Below are 17,627 nucleotides of genomic sequence, written 5' to 3'. Positions count from 1 at the left end.
GTCAGCAGCGAGGGAGGAGAGCCCAGCCATGACCCGCATCGACAAGGAATTCACCGGCCAGACCGTGATCTGCACCTTCGAGGTGACGCCCGGAACCGCGCATGACGTGCTGGACGCGCTGAACGACGCCTATGACCAGGTCATCCGGCACCAGCCCGGCTATGTCTCGGGCGCGATCCACCTGAACGATGCGCAGACCCGCATCTGCACCTATTCGCAATGGCGCGACCGGCGCGACTACCAGGCCATGCTGCGCAGCCCCGAGATGCGCACCCGCAACCGCGCCATCCATGGCATGTGCCGCCATTTCGAGCCGGTGATGTACGAGGTGGTCGATACCTGGAAGACCTGATGCGGAATGCCGATGCTGCGGCTGCGAAAAGCCGTGCATTGCGCAAGCTTAGCCCCTAGTCTGGCAGGAAACAGGCAGGCGATCGCCGGAACGGAGGGGCTCATGGCAGGACGCATCATCACGATTGCCCAGCAGAAGGGCGGCTCGGGCAAGACCACCATCGCGGTCAACCTGGCGGTGGCCCTGCGCGGACGCGGCCATTCGGTCGCGCTGCTGGACACCGACCCGCAGGGCAGCATGGGGCGCTGGTTCCTGGAACGGCTGGAGCGCCGGGGCGAGGACGAGGCGCTGGAATTCACCACCTCCTCGGCCTGGGGCGCCAGCTACGAATCCGACAAGCTGAAGAAGCGCTTCGATTTCGTCATCATCGATACGCCGCCCAAGATCGACAGCGACCTGCGCCCGGCGCTGCGCGTGGCCGACCTGGTGCTGGTGCCGGTGGCGACCAGCCATGTCGACCTGTGGGCGACCGAGGGCGTGCTGGACCTGGCCCGGCGCGAGAAATGCGACACGCTGATCGTGCTGAACCGCACCCGCTCGCACGCGCGCCTGACCGGCGAGGTGGCCGAGGGTGCCGCCGCGCTGGGGGCCGAGGTGGCGGCGGCACAGCTTGCCAACCGCGTCGCCTATGCCGAGGCGCTGGGGCAGGGGCTGGGCGCGGGCGAGACCGCGCGCCACGCCACCGCCCGCGCCGAGGTCGATGCCCTGGCCGAAGAGGTGCTGGCCGCGCTGCGCTAGGCTCGGGCGCCGACCTTTGCCCATGACGGGCGCCTCGCAGGCACCGGCCCTGCAATGTGGCGATCCGTGGGAATGATGGCCCCCGCGCTTCTTCGTTGCCCAAATACCCCTGCTACCGCGCCGCCCGCACGGCGGCGCCGCCTTGGCGCATCCGCGGAAATCCGCCGATCCGCCGGGGCTTTGGAAACCGGCCGCCGTTCCATGGGTTGAGTGGGCAGCAAGTCCAGACTCATGAGGTCAAGATGAAACTCCCGCTTTCCCTTGCCGTTCTGGCAACCCCCCTTGCGCTGGCCGCCTGCACCCCGGAAGCCCCGCCCCCGCCCGAGCCGGAAACCGTCGCCGTCGATCCCTGCGGCGCGGCGCGCTATACCTATCTGATCGGGCAGACCTCGCCCACCATCTCGGTCCCCGAGGGCCAGATGTATCGCATCGCCCGCGAAGACCGGCCGATGACGATGGAGATGATCCAGGAGCGCCTGACCTTCATCGTGGACAGCCGCGGCAAGCTGCTTTCGGTCAGTTGCAGCTGATCCGAACGCCGGGAACGGGGCATCCCTCCCAGGCCCCGTTCCCGCGCGTCAGCTGCGCCGCCGCGACCGCTTGTTGCCGCCGCGCTGCCCCGCCCGCCCCGCGGTCGAGCGCCCCGAGGACTTGACCGCCGCCTCGGCCGCCTCTTCGATGGCGGATTGCCGGGCCAGCGGGTCGTCGGCCACCGCCAGTTCCACCGCCTCCAGCCGCTTGACCTCGTCGCGCAGCCGCGCGGCCTCCTCGAACTCCAGGTTCTCGGCCGCCTTGCGCATCTGCGCGCGCAGCGCGTCCAGATGCGCCGCCAGGTTGGCGCCGACCAGGGGCTTGTCCACCCTGGTCGTGATGCGCGCCTGGTCGGTATCGCCCTGCCACAGCCCGGCCAGCACGTCCTCGACGTTCTTGCGCACGGTCTGGGGCGTGATGCCGTGTTCCTCGTTATAGGCGACCTGCTTCTGGCGCCGGCGCTCGGTCTCGGCCATGGCGCGCTCCATGCTGCCGGTGATGCGGTCGGCATACATGATGACCCGGCCGTCGGCGTTGCGCGCCGCCCGGCCGATGGTCTGGATCAGCGAGGTTTCCGAGCGCAGGAAGCCTTCCTTGTCGGCGTCCAGGATCGCCACCAGCCCGCATTCCGGGATGTCCAGCCCCTCGCGCAGCAGGTTGATGCCCACCAGCACGTCGAAGGCCCCCAGCCGCAGGTCGCGCAGGATCTCGATCCGCTCGATGGTGTCGATGTCGCTGTGCATGTAGCGCACGCGGATGCCCTGTTCGTGCAGGTATTCGGTCAGGTCTTCGGCCATGCGCTTGGTCAGCGTCGTGACCAGGGTGCGCATCCCGGCGGCCGAGACCTTGCGCACCTCGTCCAGCAGGTCGTCCACCTGCATCTCGACCGGGCGGATCTCGACCTGCGGGTCCAGAAGGCCGGTGGGGCGGATGACCTGCTCGGTAAAGACGCCGCCGGTCTGGTCCAGCTCCCATTGCGCCGGGGTGGCGCTGACAAAGACCGATTGCGGGCGCATCGCGTCCCATTCCTCGAATTTCAGCGGCCGGTTGTCCATGCAGCTGGGCAGGCGGAAGCCATGCTCGGCCAGGGTGAACTTGCGCCGGAAGTCGCCGCGATACATGCCGCCGATCTGCGGCACCGAGACGTGGGATTCGTCGGCGAAGACGATGGCGTTGTCCGGGATGAACTCGAAGAGCGTCGGCGGCGGCTCGCCCGGCGCGCGGCCGGTCAGGTAGCGGGAATAGTTCTCGATCCCGTTGCAAACGCCAGTCGCTTCAAGCATTTCCAGGTCGAAGTTCGTGCGCTGCTCAAGCCGCTGGGCCTCCAGCAGCTTGCCCTCGTCGGCCAGTTGCTTCAGCCGCGTCTGAAGTTCTGCGCGTATCCCCTTGATTGCCTGCTGCAAAGTCGGGCGCGGGGTGACGTAGTGGCTGTTGGCATAGATGCGGATCTGCTTGAAGCTGTCGGTCTTGGCCCCGGTCAGAGGATCGAATTCGGTAATCGATTCAAGCTCGTTGCCGAAGAAGTCGAAGCGCCAGGCCCGATCCTCGAGGTGCGCCGGCCAGACCTCGATCACGTCGCCGCGCACGCGAAAGCCGCCGCGCTGGAAGGCGGCGTCGAGCCGGCGATATTGCTGCGCCACCAGCTCGGCCAGGAATTCGCGCTGGTCGTAGCTTTCGCCGACCACCATGTCCTGGGTCATCGCCGAATAGGTCTCGACCGAACCGATGCCGTAGATGCAGGAAACCGAGGCGACGATGATCACGTCGTCGCGCTCCAAGAGCGCGCGGGTGGCCGAGTGGCGCATCCGGTCGATGGCCTCGTTGATCTGCGATTCCTTCTCGATATAGGTATCGCTGCGCGGGACATAGGCCTCGGGCTGGTAGTAGTCGTAATAGCTGACGAAATATTCCACGGCGTTTTCCGGGAAGAAGCCCTTGAACTCGCCGTAAAGCTGGGCCGCCAGCGTCTTGTTCGGGGCCAGGATGATCGCCGGGCGCTGCGTCGCCTCGATCACCTTGGCCATGGTGAAGGTCTTGCCGGTGCCGGTGGCGCCCAGCAGCACCTGGTCGCGTTCGCCCGCCATGACGCCCTGGGCCAGTTCGGCGATGGCGGTGGGCTGGTCGCCCGCCGGCTGGAACTCGGACCGCATGACGAAACGCTTGCCGCCTTCCAGCTTGGGCCGGCTGACCTCGGGAAAGCGCGCGACGGGGGCGTTGGTGTTGTTGTGGCCCATGGTTTCACCTTTGTTCCTGCCTGGGTCAATCTGGCGCATTCGCGCCCCAATACAAGCCCGGCCGGGGGAATATGCGCCATGCCGGGGCGGCAATCCGGCCGCGATAGCGGGAAATCGCGCGAGGTGCATCTTGATCGCCCGGCCGGCTTCGGGGATAAGGCGGGAAGCAAGAACAGAGGGTTCCCGCCATGCGCGTCCGCATCTACAAGCCCGCCCGCAACGCCATGCAATCCGGCACCGCCCGCACCAAGAACTGGGTGCTGGACTTTCCGCCCGCCGATCCGCGCGAGATCGACCCGCTGATGGGCTGGACCAGCAGCGACGACACCCAGAGCCAGGTGCGCCTGCGCTTCGAGACCCGCAAGCAGGCCGAGGATTACGCGCGCGAGCGTGGGCTGGATTACGAGGTGATCGAGCCGCACACCCGCGCCCCGAACATCCGCCCCCGCGGCTATGGCGAGAATTTCGCCCCCGACCGCCGCGCGCCCTGGACGCATTGATCCGCAGCGGCCCCCGGCCCGCCCGTCACGCCCGGCTGGACGCGCTCAGCACGGGGCGGGGGACCGGCCCTTGCAGCGCATGGCGAAAGTCCCACAGGAAAAGCGCCCATCCGGCCATCCAGCCTGATGCGGCAAGATGCAGCAGCGTCGCCGGCCCGGCCATCGACACGCAGCACATCAGCAGCCGCAGGAGCGTGGCGAGGCTGACCAGGCCGAAGGCAAGGGCCAGCGGGCGCGACACGGCCAGCCTGCCGCCCCTGCGCGGCATGGCCGCCCGTCCCATGATCGCCAGCATCATCGTGCCCATGGCGCCCATCGTGACCGCATGCAGGGCCGTCGCCATGTCGAGCCCGGCCCAGGGCGCCTGCGCCAGCCCCGCCAGGATCAGGGCCAGCGGCAGCCAGAGCCAGGCCAGGTGCAACAGCAGCAGCGCCGGATAGCGGCCGGCGCGCCAGCTGCGCCACAGGCCCATGCGGGCCAGGTGCAGGATGCCCGAGACGATCAGGAGCGGCCCGGCTAGCCCCGAGCGATCCAGCAGCAGCGCCGCGATGGCCAGAAGCAATGCCAGCACGCCGGCGCCCGGCAGCCAGTGCGGCTCGGTCAAGGGCGGCTGGCCGGATGCCGCGGCCCAATGCCGGGTGAATGCGGCAAGGGCGCGGCCTCCGACCAGGCTGATGAGCAGCGCAAAGAACAGCGGCGCCATGTCCTGCGCAAGGCTTTCGGCGGCGGGCCCCGGCCCGGCGATCGCCAGCGCCTCGATGCCGCCAAGGACCAGGGGCGCCAGCGCCAGCGGCATCTTGCGCCAGGCCCCGGCGCCGGCGACCTGCCACGACAGCAGGCCGCCCAGCACGAGGAAATAGGCCGTCGCAGCGGGAAGGGCGAAGGGCGCGGGCAGGCCCAGGGCAAAGCCCAGCCGCCCGGCCAGCCACAGCGCCACCATGATCCCGGTCGTGGCCGGCGCGACCCGGACCCGCCCGGTCCATGCCGGCAGCGCGGTCAGCAGATAGCCGCCCACCGCCGCGCCGCCCATGCCGAACAGCAGCTCATGCCGGTGCCAAGACAGCGCATCGACGCCCATCCCCAAGGGGAGCAGCCAGGCCGAGGGGATGAGGACCGCCCACAGGCCGGCCAGGAAGAACAGCGGGCGATGCGGCGCCAGCCATAGCCCATGGGTCAAAAAGCGAAACATCGTTTTCCGGCTGCTGCCGCGGATGCCCCATAGCGCCAGCAGGGCGGCCGTTGTCAATATGCCGGCCGGGCAGGGCGACCCATGGCCGCGGCGCCCTTGCCCGGAGCGGCTGGCCATGACATCCGCCTTGCCAGGGGATCGCAAGAACCGGCCGACGCCGCTGCCGGTCGAGGATTGCATGCCGGGGCTTTACGACTGCTATCGCGCCGTGGGCGAGGTGGAAAGCAAGGGCCTGGACTTCGAGATCTCGGGCGAGGTGCTGCCGCGCTGGAACCTGATGCCGGGCCATACCTGGAACGAGGCCGAGATCATCAGCGCCACCGTCGATGGCGTGGCGGGCAGCCCCTACAACACCTTCCTGCCCAAGCACCTGCTGAAGATCGCCACCATGTATCATCTGCCGGGCGACAGGTGGCGCCTGGGCGGCGCGTTCCGGCTGCAAAGCGAGATCACCTCGGAATCCAGCGCCGTCTATGACCCGCGCCTGGCCGAGACCCCGGTCCGGCAGGGCGGCCTGGGGCTGGTCGATCGGGTCGCGGGCTATCGCCTGAACGAGAATTTCGACATCCAGCTGAACGTGAACAGCGTCTTCGACCGGCGCTATTGCGAGGTGGTGGACAGTTTCTCGGGCGGGAATTTCGTCGGCGAGCCGCGCCATGTGCTGCTGACGGGGAAGATCACCTTCTGACCCCTGATCCGGCCGGCGGCGGATGCGGCCCTTGCCGGCCGCCTCCGCCAGGCTTTTCCGAACCGTCGTTCCTTGCGGCCCCGAACAGAAGGCCTGGGGCGACAGCCCGGCCCGGACCATGGTGGCCGGGATCGTTTCCGGGTCCGGCCGAGCGGACGCATGGGAACCCGCAAGCGCCCCTGTCTGCGGATCTGGCTTTGCAGGGCGTGGCTGTTGGCTTGGTAATGGCGGCTGATCGGTCATGAGCAGGGCGATTTCTGGCTGGACCGCTATGAGCGGCGCAAGACCGTGCTTTACGGCGTGGTCGAGGCCGACGTCGGCGATGCCGGCACGCTGAGCGCCGGTTACGACTTCCAGCGCAACCGCACCCGCAACCACCAGTTCGGCGGCCTGCCCCTGATCGCCGATGACGGCTCGCAGCTGGATTACGATACCAGCACGAATGCCGGCGGCGGCAACCTGCTGCTGACCCAGACCACGCAGACCCTGTTCCTGCGCTATGCCCAAGACTTCGGCACCGGCTGGCAGGCGGTGGGCGAGTTGTCCTTCTACAGGGCCGAGCGCGAGGGCTATCTGGCCTCGGCCAGCTGGGGCTCGCCCGATCCGCAGGGCTATGGCGTGCAGACCGTGGGCGGCTATGCCGATACCGATACCGACCAGGCCGCGCTGTCGCTGACCGCCTCGGGCCCGGTCGAGCTGTGGGGCCGCAGCCATGACCTGCGCTTCGGCATCACCGGCAGCTGGGGCAAGGACAATCACAAGGCCTATTCGGCCTTCGACGGGACCGATATCGACTATCAGCCGATCACCGGCTCGATCTTCGACTGGGACGGGCATGTGCCGAACCTGGTCCAGCAGGCCGGCTATGTCAGTTATGTCAGCAATACCAAGATCGACCAGGTCGCGGCCTATGGCTCGGGCCGCTTCGGCCTGACCGACCGGCTGAACCTGATCGCCGGCGCGCGCGTGGTCTGGTACGACTACTACTATACCACCGACAGCCGCAGCAGCGGCACGACTACGCATCAGCAGATCAGCCGCAACGGCGAATGGATCCCCTATGCCGGGCTGACCTATGACCTGAACGAGGACTGGTCGGTCTATGCCAGCTATACGCGGGTCTTCAAGCAGGCCAGCTATCGCGACAAGGACAACCGGATCGTGGAGCCGACCACCGGCTCGAACTACGAGCTGGGCACCAAGGCCAGCTTCGCGGACGACCGGTTGAACTTCGCGGCGGCGATCTATCTGCTGGAGCAGGACAACCTGCCGGTCCGCGACCGCAGCGTGACCTATCAGCTGCCTGACGGCTCGAACCCCTACAAGTCCATCGACGGCACCCGCAGCAAGGGCTTCGAGATGGAACTGGCGGGCGAGGTCCGGCCGAATATCCAGCTGGCCGCCAGCTATGCCTATACGACCGCCAAGGACGGCGACGGGCTGCGCATCTCGACCGTCACGCCCCGCCATTCGATCAAGCTGTCGGGGGTCTATGCCTTCGAGACGATGCCCCTGACCCTGGGCGTCAGCCTGCGCTGGCAAAGCGCCATCGAGAATACCTGGGTCTGGCCCGTCACCGGCACCGCGCGGCAGGGCTCCTATGCGGTCGTCGGACTGATGGGGCGCTATGACTTCCAGAACGGCATGAGCGCCAGCCTGAACATCGACAACCTCTTCGACCGCAAATACCTCGCCTCGATCGACGAGACCTATGCGACCGGCAATTACGGCGCCCCGCGCAATGCCACGCTGAGCCTGGATTGCCGGTTCTGAGCAAGGCTGCTGGGCCTGGCCGGCGTCGGGCAAGACCCGGGGCGGGTGCGTTCGCGCCCGCCCATTGCGCTCAACAGGGGCTGTCGGGGAAATAGAACCCCTCGGCATTGGCTTTGGTGATCAGCGGGCTGTCCAGGACATGGCGGCCGCGGATCGGCGACTGCGTGGCATAGCGCATCGCGGTGATCTCGATGGCCGGGGCGATCAGGGTCGGCGGATAGAAGATATTGGCGTCGATCAGCTTGTCGCCGTCCATGATCATCTTGATCACCCGGTTCATGCCCGAACCGCCCAGCAGCACCATACCCTCCTCGCGCCCGGCCTGTTCTATCGCTGCACGGGCCCCCGAGTGCTGCATCGTCGTCGCCGGCCCAGACGCCGTCAATCTTGGGGAAGCGGGTCAGGTAGTCCCGCATGACCTCGAAGGCCTTGTCGGGGTTCCAGTTGGCATATTGCATGTCGAGGATCTCGATCCCCGAACTCTCCAGCGTCTTCTGGAAGGCTTCGATGCGGATAGTGTCGATGGCGGTCGGGATGCCGCGCATCACCACGATCTTGCCGCCGTCAGCGAGTTTCGACTTGAGATATTCGGCGGCAACCACGCCGGATTGCGGGTTGTTGCCACCGACATAAAGGTCTTCGACGCCTTCGTCCGCGCCGAGCGTCAGGTTGATGCCTTTCAGCACCCTGTTCGGGCCATAGGCATGTGCAATTCCATCCAGCCGAAGCGGGTTCGGCTGCATGTGAAATCCTCCACCGCAACAGAAACGCCGATCCATGAAATATTGCAATAATTGTTGCGATCAAGGTCGATCCGCGCTTTCTATTGCCGCAGAGGGCAGGGAATCACCTCGAGGAGGAAGTCGATGTCAAAGAATGCCAACCTTGCGGGGGCCTTCCCCGCCATGGGCCGGAAGCTGCGCCTTGGGGTCGTGGGCGGCGGCGCGGGTGCGTTCATCGGGCAGGTCCATGCGCGGGGTGCGCGGCTGTCGGATCGCTGGCAGATCGTCGCCGGGGCGCTGTCCTCGCGCCCCGAGGTCGCGCTGGCATCGGGCCGCGACTGGGGGCTCGATCCAGATCGAAGCTATACTGACTGGCGCGAGATGGCACGGGCCGAGGCGGCGCGGCCGGACGGTATCGACGCGGTGGCGATCACCGTCCCGAACCATCTGCATTTCGCGGTTGCCATGGCGTTCATGGATGCGGGTATCGACGTGATCTGCGACAAGCCGCTGGTCAATACGCTGGACGAGGCGCGCGCGCTGATCGGCAGGCAGCGCGAAACCGGGTTGATCTTCGGCGTGACCTATTCCTTCGCGGCCCATGCGATGGTGCGGCAGGCCCGGCAGATGGTGCAGGAAGGTGCCATCGGCAGGGTCACGCAGATCCATGCCGAGTATTTCCAGGAAATGGCGCTGCTGCCCGCCGATGCCGCCTGGTCCGGCACGCCCTGGCGGCAGGATCCCGCCAAGGTGGGGGGTGCCGCGACTACGGCGGACATCGGCACCCACGCCCATCATCTGGCCGAGTTCGTATCCGGCCTGCGCATGACCGATCTGCGGGCCGAGTTTCACCGGCTGGGGGCCGATCAGCCGCTGGAGGATACCGCCTTCATGACCTGCCGCTTCCAGGGCGGCGTGCCCGGCACCCTGCTGGTCTCGCAGGCGGCGGCGGGGGCCAGTTGCGGGCTGCGCATCCGCATCTCGGGGACCGAGGGCACGCTGGAATGGGATCAGGAGAACCCGGAATACCTGCAGCACCGCCCCTTCAATGCACCGCATATCCGCATTTCGCGCGGGCATGGCGCAGGGATGCTGTCGGATGCCGCGCGCTTCGTCCACATGCCGCGCGGCCATCCCGAAGCGCTCTCGGACGCCTGGGGCAATCTCTACGAGGAATTCGCCATCGCCATCGAGGCCCGTCGCGAAGGGTGCGATCTGCCGGACGGGCTGCTGGCCTATCCGGGGCTGGAGGAGGGCGCTGCGGGCGTTGCCTTCATCCAGGCCGCGATCCGCTCGAATGCCGAAGGCGGGGCGTGGGTATCCTGCGCCTTCGACGCCTGACGGAAGAACACAAGCAGGAGGAACCACATGAAACGACTGATGATCACCACCGCTTTCGCGATCACCGCATTCGGTGCGCAGGCGCAGGAAATCGGCGTCGCGATGGCGCAATTCGACAACAATTTCCTGACCATCCTGCGTCAGGGCATCGAAGAAGCGGGCCACGCCGAGGGCGTTACCTTGCAATTCGAGGATGCGCAAAACGACGTGCCCCGGCAGTTGAGCCAGATCCAGAACTTCATCTCGTCCGGGGTCGATGCGATCATCGTGGTCGCGGTGGATTCCGATGCGATCACCCAGATGGACAAGATGGCGAACGATGCCGGCATTCCCATCGTCAATATCAATCGCGAGCCGCCGAATGTAGAGAGCCTCGGGCCGCTGGAAGCCTTCGTCGGCTCGCGCGAGGTCGATGCAGGCACGATCCAGGCGACCGAGGCTTGCCGCCTCGTCAAGGAAAAGATCGGTAACGGCGCGGCAAACGGCGTCATCCTGGCGGGCGACCTGTTCATCCAGGCCGGCCGCGTGCGGACCGAGACGGTGCAGGACTTCGTCAAGACGCCCGGCTGCGATTTCGTGAAGATCGAGGACATGCAGGTCGCAGACTGGTCGCGCAGCAAGGCGTCGGATCTGGTCTCGAATTGGCTGACCGCCGGGCTGACGCCGGATGTGATCTTTGCCAACAACGACGAAATGGCCATCGGTGCTGCGCAGGCGCTGAAGGCCGCTATGGTCGACCCCGAGGATGTCGTCGTGGCCGGCATCGACGCGACGCCGGACGCGCTGATGGCGCTGAAGGCTGGCGACATCGACCTGACCGTATTCCAGGACGCGGCGGGGCAGGGACGCAAGGGGCTGGAGGTCGCCGCCGCCATGGCGCGGGGTGAGGAACTGGCAGAGCGCGCCGTCTATATCCCGTTCGAACTCGTGACTCCCGAGAATGTCGATGACTATCTGGCGCGCTGAAACCGGCCATCTCGCCATGCGGAGGGATTGCAGATGAGCCTGGCCGTTGGCGTGATCGGCGCCGGTGTCATGGGCGGGTTTCATGCCCGCCTTTTCGCCGAGGAGATTTCGGGGGCGCGGCTGGTTGCGGTTTCCGACCCCGATCCGGGCCGGGCTGGCGCATCTGCATATGGCGCGCAGGTCTTTGCCGAAGGACTGCCGCTGATCGAAAGCGATGCGGTCGAGGCGGTTCTGGTCGCCGCCCCGGATACCGCCCACCATGACCTGGTCATGGCGGCGATACGCCTGGGCAAACCCGTGCTCTGCGAAAAGCCTCTGGCCTCGACGGTCGCGCAATGCCGCGAGATCGTCGAGGCCGATGCGGGCCGCAACCTGGTCAGCGTCGGCTTCATGCGCCGCTTCGATCCCGCCTATCGCGAAATGAAAGCCGCCTTGGACGCGGGCCGGATCGGCGCGCCCTTGCTGATACATTGCCTGCATCGCAATCGCGAGGCGCCGCGTTGGTTCGACGGCTCGATGATCGTTACCAATGCCATGGTGCATGAGATCAACATCTGCCGCTGGTTGCTGGACACCGAATACACCTCGGCAAGCCTGACGCAGGTTGGCGATGCCGGCGACATGCTGCTGGCCGAATTGCACACGGATCGCGGGGCGGTCGTCTCGGTCGAGATGTTCATGAACGCCGCCTATGGCTACCACGTCCATGCCGAGATCGTCGGCCGCGAGGGGACGGTGGCCATGGCCGAACCGGCGCAGGTGCGATTGCGGCGCGGGGGTGCGATGCAGGCCGGATATTCGCCCGACTGGATCGGGCGCTTTGCCGACAGCTATCGCTTGCAGGATCAGGCCTGGGTGCGGGCATGCCGTTCCGGCCGGACCTGCAAGAACATGGCGACGGCCCGCGACGGTCTTCTGGCGACCGGTTATTGCCAGCAGTTGGTCGAGCATCTGCCAGCAGGCGGGGGGCCGCTGGCGCCTCGCATGTAAACATGCGCAAGAGAGCGTTTGTTGCCGTATTCAGTATCTGCAATTTTTATTGCAATCGCGTTGCAGAGGGGCTATGGTCAATGTCGAGGCAGGGAATCCCTGCCTCGCGGAGGCCGGGGGCAAGATACGGGACACGCATCGCTCACGGTTCTCGGACATGGCGGGAGGTCGTCATCAAGTCGGAAGGGATGCGGCGGAACAGCGGTTCCGCCAACGGCTTGATATTGCCTTGTCGCATCGAGGTTTTGGCTTCGTCCGACGCGAGAAGATCGGACGGAGGTAACAGGAGGAGGAAAGACCCACATGATCAAGAAACTCGCGACGGCCACCGCATTCTGTGCGCTGATGGCAGGCACGGTTCAGGCCGAGACCATCGGCGTTGCGATGTCGCTCTTCGACGACAACTACCTGACCGTGCTGCGTCAGAACATCCAGCGCCACGCCGGCGATCTGGGCGTCACCGTGCAGATGGAGGATGCCCAGGGCGACATCGCCCGCCAGCAGTCCCAGATCGAGAATTTCGTCGCCTCGGGCGTGGACGGCATCATCGTGATGCTGGTCGACGCCGATTCCGGCCAGGCCATGTCGCGCATCGCCGACCGGGCGGGCGTGCCGCTGGTCTTCGTCAACATGCTGCCGGCCAACATGGACGAGTTCCCGGAAAAGCAGGCCTGGGTCGGCTCGGACGAAGAGCAGGCGGGCGAGTTGCAGGCGACCGAGATGTGCAAGCTGATGGGCGGCGAGGGTGATGCCGTCATCCTGATGGGCCAGCTTGGCACCACCGGGCAGCGCGGGCGCACCGCGGCGGTCGAACGCGTGCTGCAGTCGGATGAATGCAAGGGCATCAACGTACTCGACTCGCAATCCGCGAACTGGATGCGAACCCCGGCGCTGGACCTGATGACCAACTGGCTGACCTCGGGGATGCAGCCCGACGCCGTGTTCTCGAACAATGACGAGATGGCGCTTGGTGCGGTTCAGGCGCTCAAGGCATCGGGGATCTCGATGGACGATGTGATCGTCGGCGGCGTCGATGCCACGCAGGACGCGCTGGCGGCGCTGGAGGCGGGGGATCTGGACGTCACGGTCTATCAATCCGCCAAGGGGCAGGGCGAGGGTGCGCTGGACACCGTCCTGAAGATCGCCCGCGGCGAGGCGTTCGAGCCGCGCGTGGCCGTTCCCTTCGAGCTGGTCACGCCCGAGAACGTCGCGGAATACAAGACCCAGAACTGATCCGGGCGGGCATTCGGTCGCGGACCGGATGCCCGGACCTCAATCCGGGGGCCGCGTCCCCTGACAGTCTTTCGGGGGGAAGATGGTTTCGAAGACCACACTGGAGGCGATCGAACGCTACAAGGAAAAGAGCCTGCCCTATATCCTTGAAATCGAGGGTATTCGGAAGGAGTTTCCCGGCGTGGTGGCGCTGGATGACGTGCAGTTCCGGCTGCGGCCGGGCTCGGTTCACGCGCTGATGGGCGAGAACGGCGCAGGCAAGTCCACGCTGATGAAGATCATCGCCGGCATCTATACGCCCGACCGCGGCACCATCCGCCTGCGCGGCGAGGAGGTCGTTCTGGCCAGCCCGCTCGATGCGCTGGAACAGGGCATCGCGATGATCCATCAGGAACTGGCGCTGATGGACTGGATGACGGTCGCCGAAAACATCTGGATCCGGCGCGAGCCGAAAAATGCGCTCGGCCTGATCGACCACCGCAAGATGACCGAGATGACCCAGGAATTGTTCGCGCAGCTTCGGCTCAAGATCGATCCGACCGCGCAGATCAGCACGCTCACCGTCGCGCAGCGGCAGATGGTCGAGATCGCCAAGGCGGTCAGCCATCGTTCCCAGGTGCTGATCATGGACGAACCGACCTCGGCGATCACCGAAACCGAGGTCGACCACCTGTTCGAGATCATCCGCGACCTGAAGGCGCGCGGCGTGGCCATCGTCTACATCACCCACAAGATGAACGAGCTGTTCGAGATCGCCGATGAGTTCTCGGTTTTCCGCGACGGCAAGTATGTCGGCACCCATGCCAGCATCGACGTGACCCGCGACGACATCATCCGCATGATGGTCGGCCGCGAGATCACCGAGATGTTCCCCAAGGAAGAGGCTGAAATCGGCGAGGTGATCCTGTCGGTCGAGAACCTCTCGCTGCCGGGCACCTTCCACGGCATCACCTTCGATCTGCGCCGCGGCGAGATCCTCGGGCTGGCCGGCCTGGTGGGCTCGGGCCGCTCGAACGTGGCAGAGGCGCTGTTCGGCGTGACGCCGGCCGTCGAGGGCAGGATCCGCATCGCCGGCCGCGATGTCCCCATCGCATCGCCCGCCGACGCCATGCGCGAGGGAATGGCGCTGCTGACCGAGGACCGCAAGGCGACGGGCTGCTTCCTGCCGCTGACGATCCTCGAGAACATGCAGATCGCAGCCTTGCATGAAGGCCATGTCAAGCTGGGCTGCGTCGACGAGCGGGGGATGACCAATCTCTGCCTCGGGATGAAGGACAAGCTGCGGATCAAGACCCCGAACCTCGATGAGCGGATCGAGAACCTGTCGGGCGGCAACCAGCAGAAGGTCCTGATCGCGCGCTGGCTGCTGACCAAGCCGCAGATCCTGATCCTGGACGAGCCGACCCGCGGCATCGACGTGGGTGCCAAGGCGGAAATCCACCGGCTGATCTCGGGCCTGGCGCAGCAGGGGGTCGCGGTCATCATGATCTCGTCCGAATTGCCCGAGGTTCTGGGCATGTCCGACCGGATCATGGTCATGCACGAGGGCCATATGACCGGCATCCTGGACCGGGCCGAGGCGACCCAGGTGAAAATCATGGAACTGGCGGCCCGCTGAGGCCCGCGCGGCGCCCGGCGCCCGAGGAGGAACATTATCATGGACAATGTGCAGATCGAACCCGTCAAGCGACAGCGCCGAGGGCTGCCGCAGGAGCTGAACATCCTGCTGGTGCTGGTCGCCGTCGCGCTGGTCTTCGAGATCCTGGGCTGGATCTTCCAGGGCCAGAGCTTCCTGATGAACACCCGTCGCCTGACGATCATGATCCTGCAGGTTTCGGTCGTGGGCATCATCGCCATCGGCGTCACGCAGGTCATCATCACCGGCGGCATCGACCTGTCGTCCGGCTCGGTCGTCGCCATGACGGCGATGATCACCATGAGCGTGGCGCAGTCGGGCGATTACGCGCGGGCCATGTATCCGGCGCTGACGGACCTGCCGGTCATCGTGCCGCTGGCCGTCGGGCTTGGGCTTGGGCTGATCGCAGGCATGATCAACGGCGCGCTGATCGCGCTGACCGGGATTCCGCCCTTCATCGCCACGCTGGGCATGATGGTGACGGCGCGCGGCATCGCCAAATGGTATACCAAGGGCCAGCCGATCAGCTTCCCCACCGACAGCTTCGCCGCGATCGGATCGGGCGCCTGGCCGGTCTTCATCTTCCTGGCGGTGGCGCTGATCTTCCATATCGCCCTGCGCTATACGCGCTATGGCAAGTTCACCTATGCCATCGGCGCCAACCCGCAGGCGGCGCGCGTCTCGGGCATCAACGTGCAGCGCCACCTGATCAAGGTCTATGCCATCGCCGGGCTGCTGGCGGGGCTGGCCGGCATCGTCACCGCCGCCCGCGCCGAGACCGCGCAGGCCGGCATGGGCATGATGTATGAGCTTGACGCCATCGCCGCGGCCGTGATCGGGGGCACCTCGCTCAGCGGCGGGCGCGGGCGGATCTTCGGCACGGTGATCGGCACGCTGATCCTGGGGCTGATGATGTCGGGCTTCACCTTCCTGCGGGTCGATGCCTTCTACCAGGAAATCGTCAAGGGCGTGATCATCGTCGCCGCCGTCGTGGCCGATACCTTCCGTCAGAACGCCCGCAGCAAGAAAGCCTGACCTTCCCCCAGGCTTTGGGCCCGGAGCATCTCGCTCCGGGCCTTTTTCATGGATACCGCCATGCATTGGACCATCTTCGCATCGCCGACCGAACTGGCCGTGACCGCGCTGGCCGTCGTCCTGGTCGGTCTTTCCAAGGGCGGCCTTGGCGGCATGAGCCTGCTCGGCGTGCCGCTCATGGCCCTGGTCATGCCCCCGGTCACGGCAGCGGCGATCCTGCTGCCGGTGCTGGTGGTGATGGATGTGGTCAGCGTGGCAAGCTGGCGGGCTTGGGTCGATTGGCAGATCATGCGTCGGATCATGCCCGGAGCGGTCGCAGGCATCGGGATCGGCTGGGCCAGCGCCGAACTGGTCTCGGACTCGGCGGTTCGCCTGGTCGTGGGACTGGTTTCGCTGGCCTTCGTGGCACGTGCGCTTGTCGGAACGGGGCAGGGCACCGCGCTTGCCGGCGCGCGTCCGGCTGCCGCCCGCTTCTGGGGCGGGCTGGCCGGCTATGCCAGCTTCGTCGCCCATGCCGGAGCGCCACCCCTTCAGATCTACATGATGCCGCTGCGGCTGGATCCGAAGCTCTTCACCGGCACCACGGTGATGTTCTTTGCCGTGACCAATGCGCTGAAGCTGGTCCCCTATGCCGCGCTGGGGGAGTTCGGTTCCGATAACCTGGCCCGCGCCGCAGCCATGCTGCCGCTGGCGATAGGGGCGACCTGGCTCGGGGGCTGGGTGGTTCGCCACATGCGCGCCAGCATCTTCTATCCCTTCACCTATGCCTCGGTGGCGCTGGTCGGGGTCAAGCTGGTCTGGGACGGGCTGGCCGGGCTCTAGGTCCCGGTCACGGTCGGGATGCGCGGATCCTCGTCATTGTGCTGCACGCGGGCAGCGACGGCCACCACCAGCGCCTGCGCCAGGCACATCGGCGCGGCCAGCGAGCGCGAGAAGGTGTAATCGTGCTCGGGCACCGGGAACAGCACCCGCGCCCACCGCGCCAGGGGCGACAGCGTGCTGTCCGAGATGGCGATGATGTCGATCCCCTTCTGGCCCGCTTCCTCGACCACGTTCACCACCTCGTTGGCATAAAAGCGGAACGAGACCGCCAGCAGAACGTCGGTCTTGCGAATGGTGCGGCCGATATGCGTGGCCAGCCCGCCACCGGGGTCCAAGAGCACGCAGCGCTTGCCCAGCATGGTCAGCACATAGCGCAGAAGCTCCACCACCGGCGACGAGCGCAGCTGGCCGATCAGGTAGATGATGTCTGCACGGTCCAGCAGGTCGGCCGCCAGCGCCAGGTCCTCGGGATTCACCTCGTCCAGCAATTGCTGAAGCGAGGCGATGTCGCGCACCACCAGGTCGCGCAGGAAGCCGATTTCGGTCGGGTCGCCCGCGCCCTTCAGCTCGGTTTCCAGCGCCTTGACGCGGGCCTCGAAACCCGGAGCGGCGGTGGCCAGGCGCTTCTGGAACAGCGCCTGCAATTCCTTGAAGCCCTTGTAGCCCAGGGATTGCGCGAAGCGCACGAAGCTCGAGGCGTGAATGCCGCACCGCTCGGCGATGGCATTCACCGAATGGACGGCGACCTCGTTGGGGTTCTGGGTCAGATAGACGGCGATGCGCTGATAGGTCTTGCTCATCTGATCGTGGCGATCATGGATGATGCGGATCAGCTCTTCGTAATCCTGCGGCGGGTGGCTTGTTGGCATGGCGTTCC

At 66.4% G+C, this 17,627-nt stretch carries 17 protein-coding genes and 1 pseudogene; 13 read left to right on the top strand and 5 right to left on the bottom strand.

From position 1 onward, the window contains the following. Positions 1 to 28 precede the first annotated feature (28 nt). From E3U25_RS05740 to E3U25_RS05730, 3 genes are all read left to right on the top strand, one after another. Entirely contained in the window at positions 29 to 352 is a 324-nt protein-coding gene (locus E3U25_RS05740) for an antibiotic biosynthesis monooxygenase family protein (RefSeq protein ID WP_036757913.1), read from the top strand. A 102-nt stretch (positions 353 to 454) separates the two neighbouring features. Continuing rightward, positions 455 to 1,090, top strand: a complete 636-nt coding sequence (parA, locus tag E3U25_RS05735; protein ID WP_036757911.1) for a ParA family partition ATPase — start codon at positions 455 to 457, stop codon at positions 1,088 to 1,090. A gap of 242 nt (positions 1,091 to 1,332) precedes the next feature. Further along, complete coding sequence (locus E3U25_RS05730; protein ID WP_036757909.1) at positions 1,333 to 1,620, top strand: hypothetical protein; 288 nt, start codon at positions 1,333 to 1,335, stop codon at positions 1,618 to 1,620. A 48-nt stretch (positions 1,621 to 1,668) separates the two neighbouring features. Here the strand turns inward: E3U25_RS05730 and uvrB are convergent, their stop codons facing one another. Next, the gene (uvrB, locus tag E3U25_RS05725; protein WP_072462416.1) at positions 1,669 to 3,855 is read right to left on the bottom strand and encodes an excinuclease ABC subunit UvrB; all 2,187 of its coding nucleotides are present in this window, start codon (positions 3,853 to 3,855) and stop codon (positions 1,669 to 1,671) included. Between the two features lie 188 nt (positions 3,856 to 4,043). On the opposite strand from uvrB, the gene E3U25_RS05720 reads away from it, so the two are divergent. After that, on the top strand, positions 4,044 to 4,355 hold the full coding sequence (locus E3U25_RS05720) for an ETC complex I subunit (RefSeq protein WP_072462415.1): 312 nt from the start codon (positions 4,044 to 4,046) through the stop codon (positions 4,353 to 4,355). Between the two features lie 25 nt (positions 4,356 to 4,380). On the opposite strand, the gene E3U25_RS05715 is transcribed toward E3U25_RS05720, so the two are convergent. Next, a complete protein-coding gene (locus E3U25_RS05715) occupies positions 4,381 to 5,544 on the bottom strand; it encodes an NnrS family protein (RefSeq protein WP_166435400.1) in 1,164 nt (387 codons plus the stop codon). A gap of 115 nt (positions 5,545 to 5,659) precedes the next feature. Between E3U25_RS05715 and E3U25_RS05710 the strand changes: the two genes are divergently transcribed. Together E3U25_RS05710 and E3U25_RS05705 are read left to right on the top strand one after the other, a co-directional pair. Next, positions 5,660 to 6,232: a TonB-dependent receptor domain-containing protein gene (locus E3U25_RS05710; protein ID WP_166435401.1), complete on the top strand. Its 573-nt coding sequence runs from the start codon at positions 5,660 to 5,662 to the stop codon at positions 6,230 to 6,232. Positions 6,233 to 6,520: 288 nt separating this feature from the next. Then, on the top strand, positions 6,521 to 8,005 hold the full coding sequence (locus E3U25_RS05705; protein WP_244294926.1) for a TonB-dependent siderophore receptor: 1,485 nt from the start codon (positions 6,521 to 6,523) through the stop codon (positions 8,003 to 8,005). 70 nt (positions 8,006 to 8,075) lie between these two features. Here the strand turns inward: E3U25_RS05705 and E3U25_RS05700 are convergent, their stop codons facing one another. After that, the gene (locus tag E3U25_RS05700) at positions 8,076 to 8,363 is read right to left on the bottom strand and encodes a type 1 periplasmic-binding domain-containing protein (RefSeq protein WP_214273834.1); all 288 of its coding nucleotides are present in this window, start codon (positions 8,361 to 8,363) and stop codon (positions 8,076 to 8,078) included. Between the two features lie 46 nt (positions 8,364 to 8,409). Beyond that, a pseudogene (locus tag E3U25_RS25020) lies at positions 8,410 to 8,748 on the bottom strand (substrate-binding domain-containing protein); the annotation flags it as partial. Positions 8,749 to 8,871: 123 nt separating this feature from the next. Between E3U25_RS25020 and E3U25_RS05690 the strand changes: the two are divergent. From E3U25_RS05690 to E3U25_RS05660, 7 genes are all read left to right on the top strand, one after another. Further along, positions 8,872 to 10,068: a Gfo/Idh/MocA family protein gene (locus tag E3U25_RS05690; protein ID WP_116220962.1), complete on the top strand. Its 1,197-nt coding sequence runs from the start codon at positions 8,872 to 8,874 to the stop codon at positions 10,066 to 10,068. A gap of 27 nt (positions 10,069 to 10,095) precedes the next feature. Next, positions 10,096 to 11,034, top strand: a complete 939-nt coding sequence (locus E3U25_RS05685; protein WP_116220963.1) for a sugar ABC transporter substrate-binding protein — start codon at positions 10,096 to 10,098, stop codon at positions 11,032 to 11,034. A gap of 33 nt (positions 11,035 to 11,067) precedes the next feature. Further along, complete coding sequence (locus E3U25_RS05680) at positions 11,068 to 12,024, top strand: Gfo/Idh/MocA family protein (RefSeq protein ID WP_116220964.1); 957 nt, start codon at positions 11,068 to 11,070, stop codon at positions 12,022 to 12,024. A gap of 306 nt (positions 12,025 to 12,330) precedes the next feature. Then, positions 12,331 to 13,257, top strand: a complete 927-nt coding sequence (locus E3U25_RS05675) for a sugar ABC transporter substrate-binding protein (RefSeq protein WP_024845934.1) — start codon at positions 12,331 to 12,333, stop codon at positions 13,255 to 13,257. Between the two features lie 82 nt (positions 13,258 to 13,339). Continuing rightward, a complete protein-coding gene (locus tag E3U25_RS05670; RefSeq protein WP_116220965.1) occupies positions 13,340 to 14,875 on the top strand; it encodes a sugar ABC transporter ATP-binding protein in 1,536 nt (511 codons plus the stop codon). A 39-nt stretch (positions 14,876 to 14,914) separates the two neighbouring features. After that, positions 14,915 to 15,928, top strand: a complete 1,014-nt coding sequence (locus tag E3U25_RS05665; protein ID WP_116220966.1) for an ABC transporter permease — start codon at positions 14,915 to 14,917, stop codon at positions 15,926 to 15,928. A gap of 60 nt (positions 15,929 to 15,988) precedes the next feature. Further along, the gene (locus E3U25_RS05660) at positions 15,989 to 16,750 is read left to right on the top strand and encodes a sulfite exporter TauE/SafE family protein (RefSeq protein WP_166435402.1); all 762 of its coding nucleotides are present in this window, start codon (positions 15,989 to 15,991) and stop codon (positions 16,748 to 16,750) included. On the opposite strand, the gene E3U25_RS05655 is transcribed toward E3U25_RS05660, so the two are convergent. Then, positions 16,747 to 17,619: a MurR/RpiR family transcriptional regulator gene (locus tag E3U25_RS05655; RefSeq protein WP_036757890.1), complete on the bottom strand. Its 873-nt coding sequence runs from the start codon at positions 17,617 to 17,619 to the stop codon at positions 16,747 to 16,749. The genes E3U25_RS05660 and E3U25_RS05655 overlap by 4 nt on opposite strands. Between the last annotated feature and the right edge of the window lie 8 nt (positions 17,620 to 17,627).

It is taken from the genome of Paracoccus versutus (assembly GCF_029909795.1).
GTDB lineage: Bacteria > Pseudomonadota > Alphaproteobacteria > Rhodobacterales > Rhodobacteraceae > Paracoccus > Paracoccus versutus.
The sequence above is the reverse complement of the archived record's forward strand: the minus strand, read 5'-3'. Positions and strand labels throughout refer to the sequence as shown.

Bases quoted from the DNA above. Each gene is read 5' to 3' on its own strand.
- E3U25_RS05685 (WP_116220963.1), top strand. From the start codon at position 10,096: ATGAAACGACTGATGATCACCACCGCTTTCGCGATCACCGCATTCGGT.
- E3U25_RS05660 (WP_166435402.1), top strand. From the start codon at position 15,989: ATGCATTGGACCATCTTCGCATCGCCGACCGAACTGGCCGTGACCGCG.
- E3U25_RS05740 (WP_036757913.1), top strand. From the start codon at position 29: ATGACCCGCATCGACAAGGAATTCACCGGCCAGACCGTGATCTGCACC.
- parA (WP_036757911.1), top strand. From the start codon at position 455: ATGGCAGGACGCATCATCACGATTGCCCAGCAGAAGGGCGGCTCGGGC.
- E3U25_RS05730 (WP_036757909.1), top strand. From the start codon at position 1,333: ATGAAACTCCCGCTTTCCCTTGCCGTTCTGGCAACCCCCCTTGCGCTG.
- E3U25_RS05700 (WP_214273834.1), bottom strand. From the start codon at position 8,363: ATGCAGCACTCGGGGGCCCGTGCAGCGATAGAACAGGCCGGGCGCGAG.
- E3U25_RS05690 (WP_116220962.1), top strand. From the start codon at position 8,872: ATGTCAAAGAATGCCAACCTTGCGGGGGCCTTCCCCGCCATGGGCCGG.
- E3U25_RS05655 (WP_036757890.1), bottom strand. From the start codon at position 17,619: ATGCCAACAAGCCACCCGCCGCAGGATTACGAAGAGCTGATCCGCATC.
- E3U25_RS05720 (WP_072462415.1), top strand. From the start codon at position 4,044: ATGCGCGTCCGCATCTACAAGCCCGCCCGCAACGCCATGCAATCCGGC.
- uvrB (WP_072462416.1), bottom strand. From the start codon at position 3,855: ATGGGCCACAACAACACCAACGCCCCCGTCGCGCGCTTTCCCGAGGTC.
- E3U25_RS05710 (WP_166435401.1), top strand. From the start codon at position 5,660: ATGACATCCGCCTTGCCAGGGGATCGCAAGAACCGGCCGACGCCGCTG.
- E3U25_RS05715 (WP_166435400.1), bottom strand. From the start codon at position 5,544: ATGTTTCGCTTTTTGACCCATGGGCTATGGCTGGCGCCGCATCGCCCG.
- E3U25_RS05680 (WP_116220964.1), top strand. From the start codon at position 11,068: ATGAGCCTGGCCGTTGGCGTGATCGGCGCCGGTGTCATGGGCGGGTTT.
- E3U25_RS05670 (WP_116220965.1), top strand. From the start codon at position 13,340: ATGGTTTCGAAGACCACACTGGAGGCGATCGAACGCTACAAGGAAAAG.
- E3U25_RS05665 (WP_116220966.1), top strand. From the start codon at position 14,915: ATGGACAATGTGCAGATCGAACCCGTCAAGCGACAGCGCCGAGGGCTG.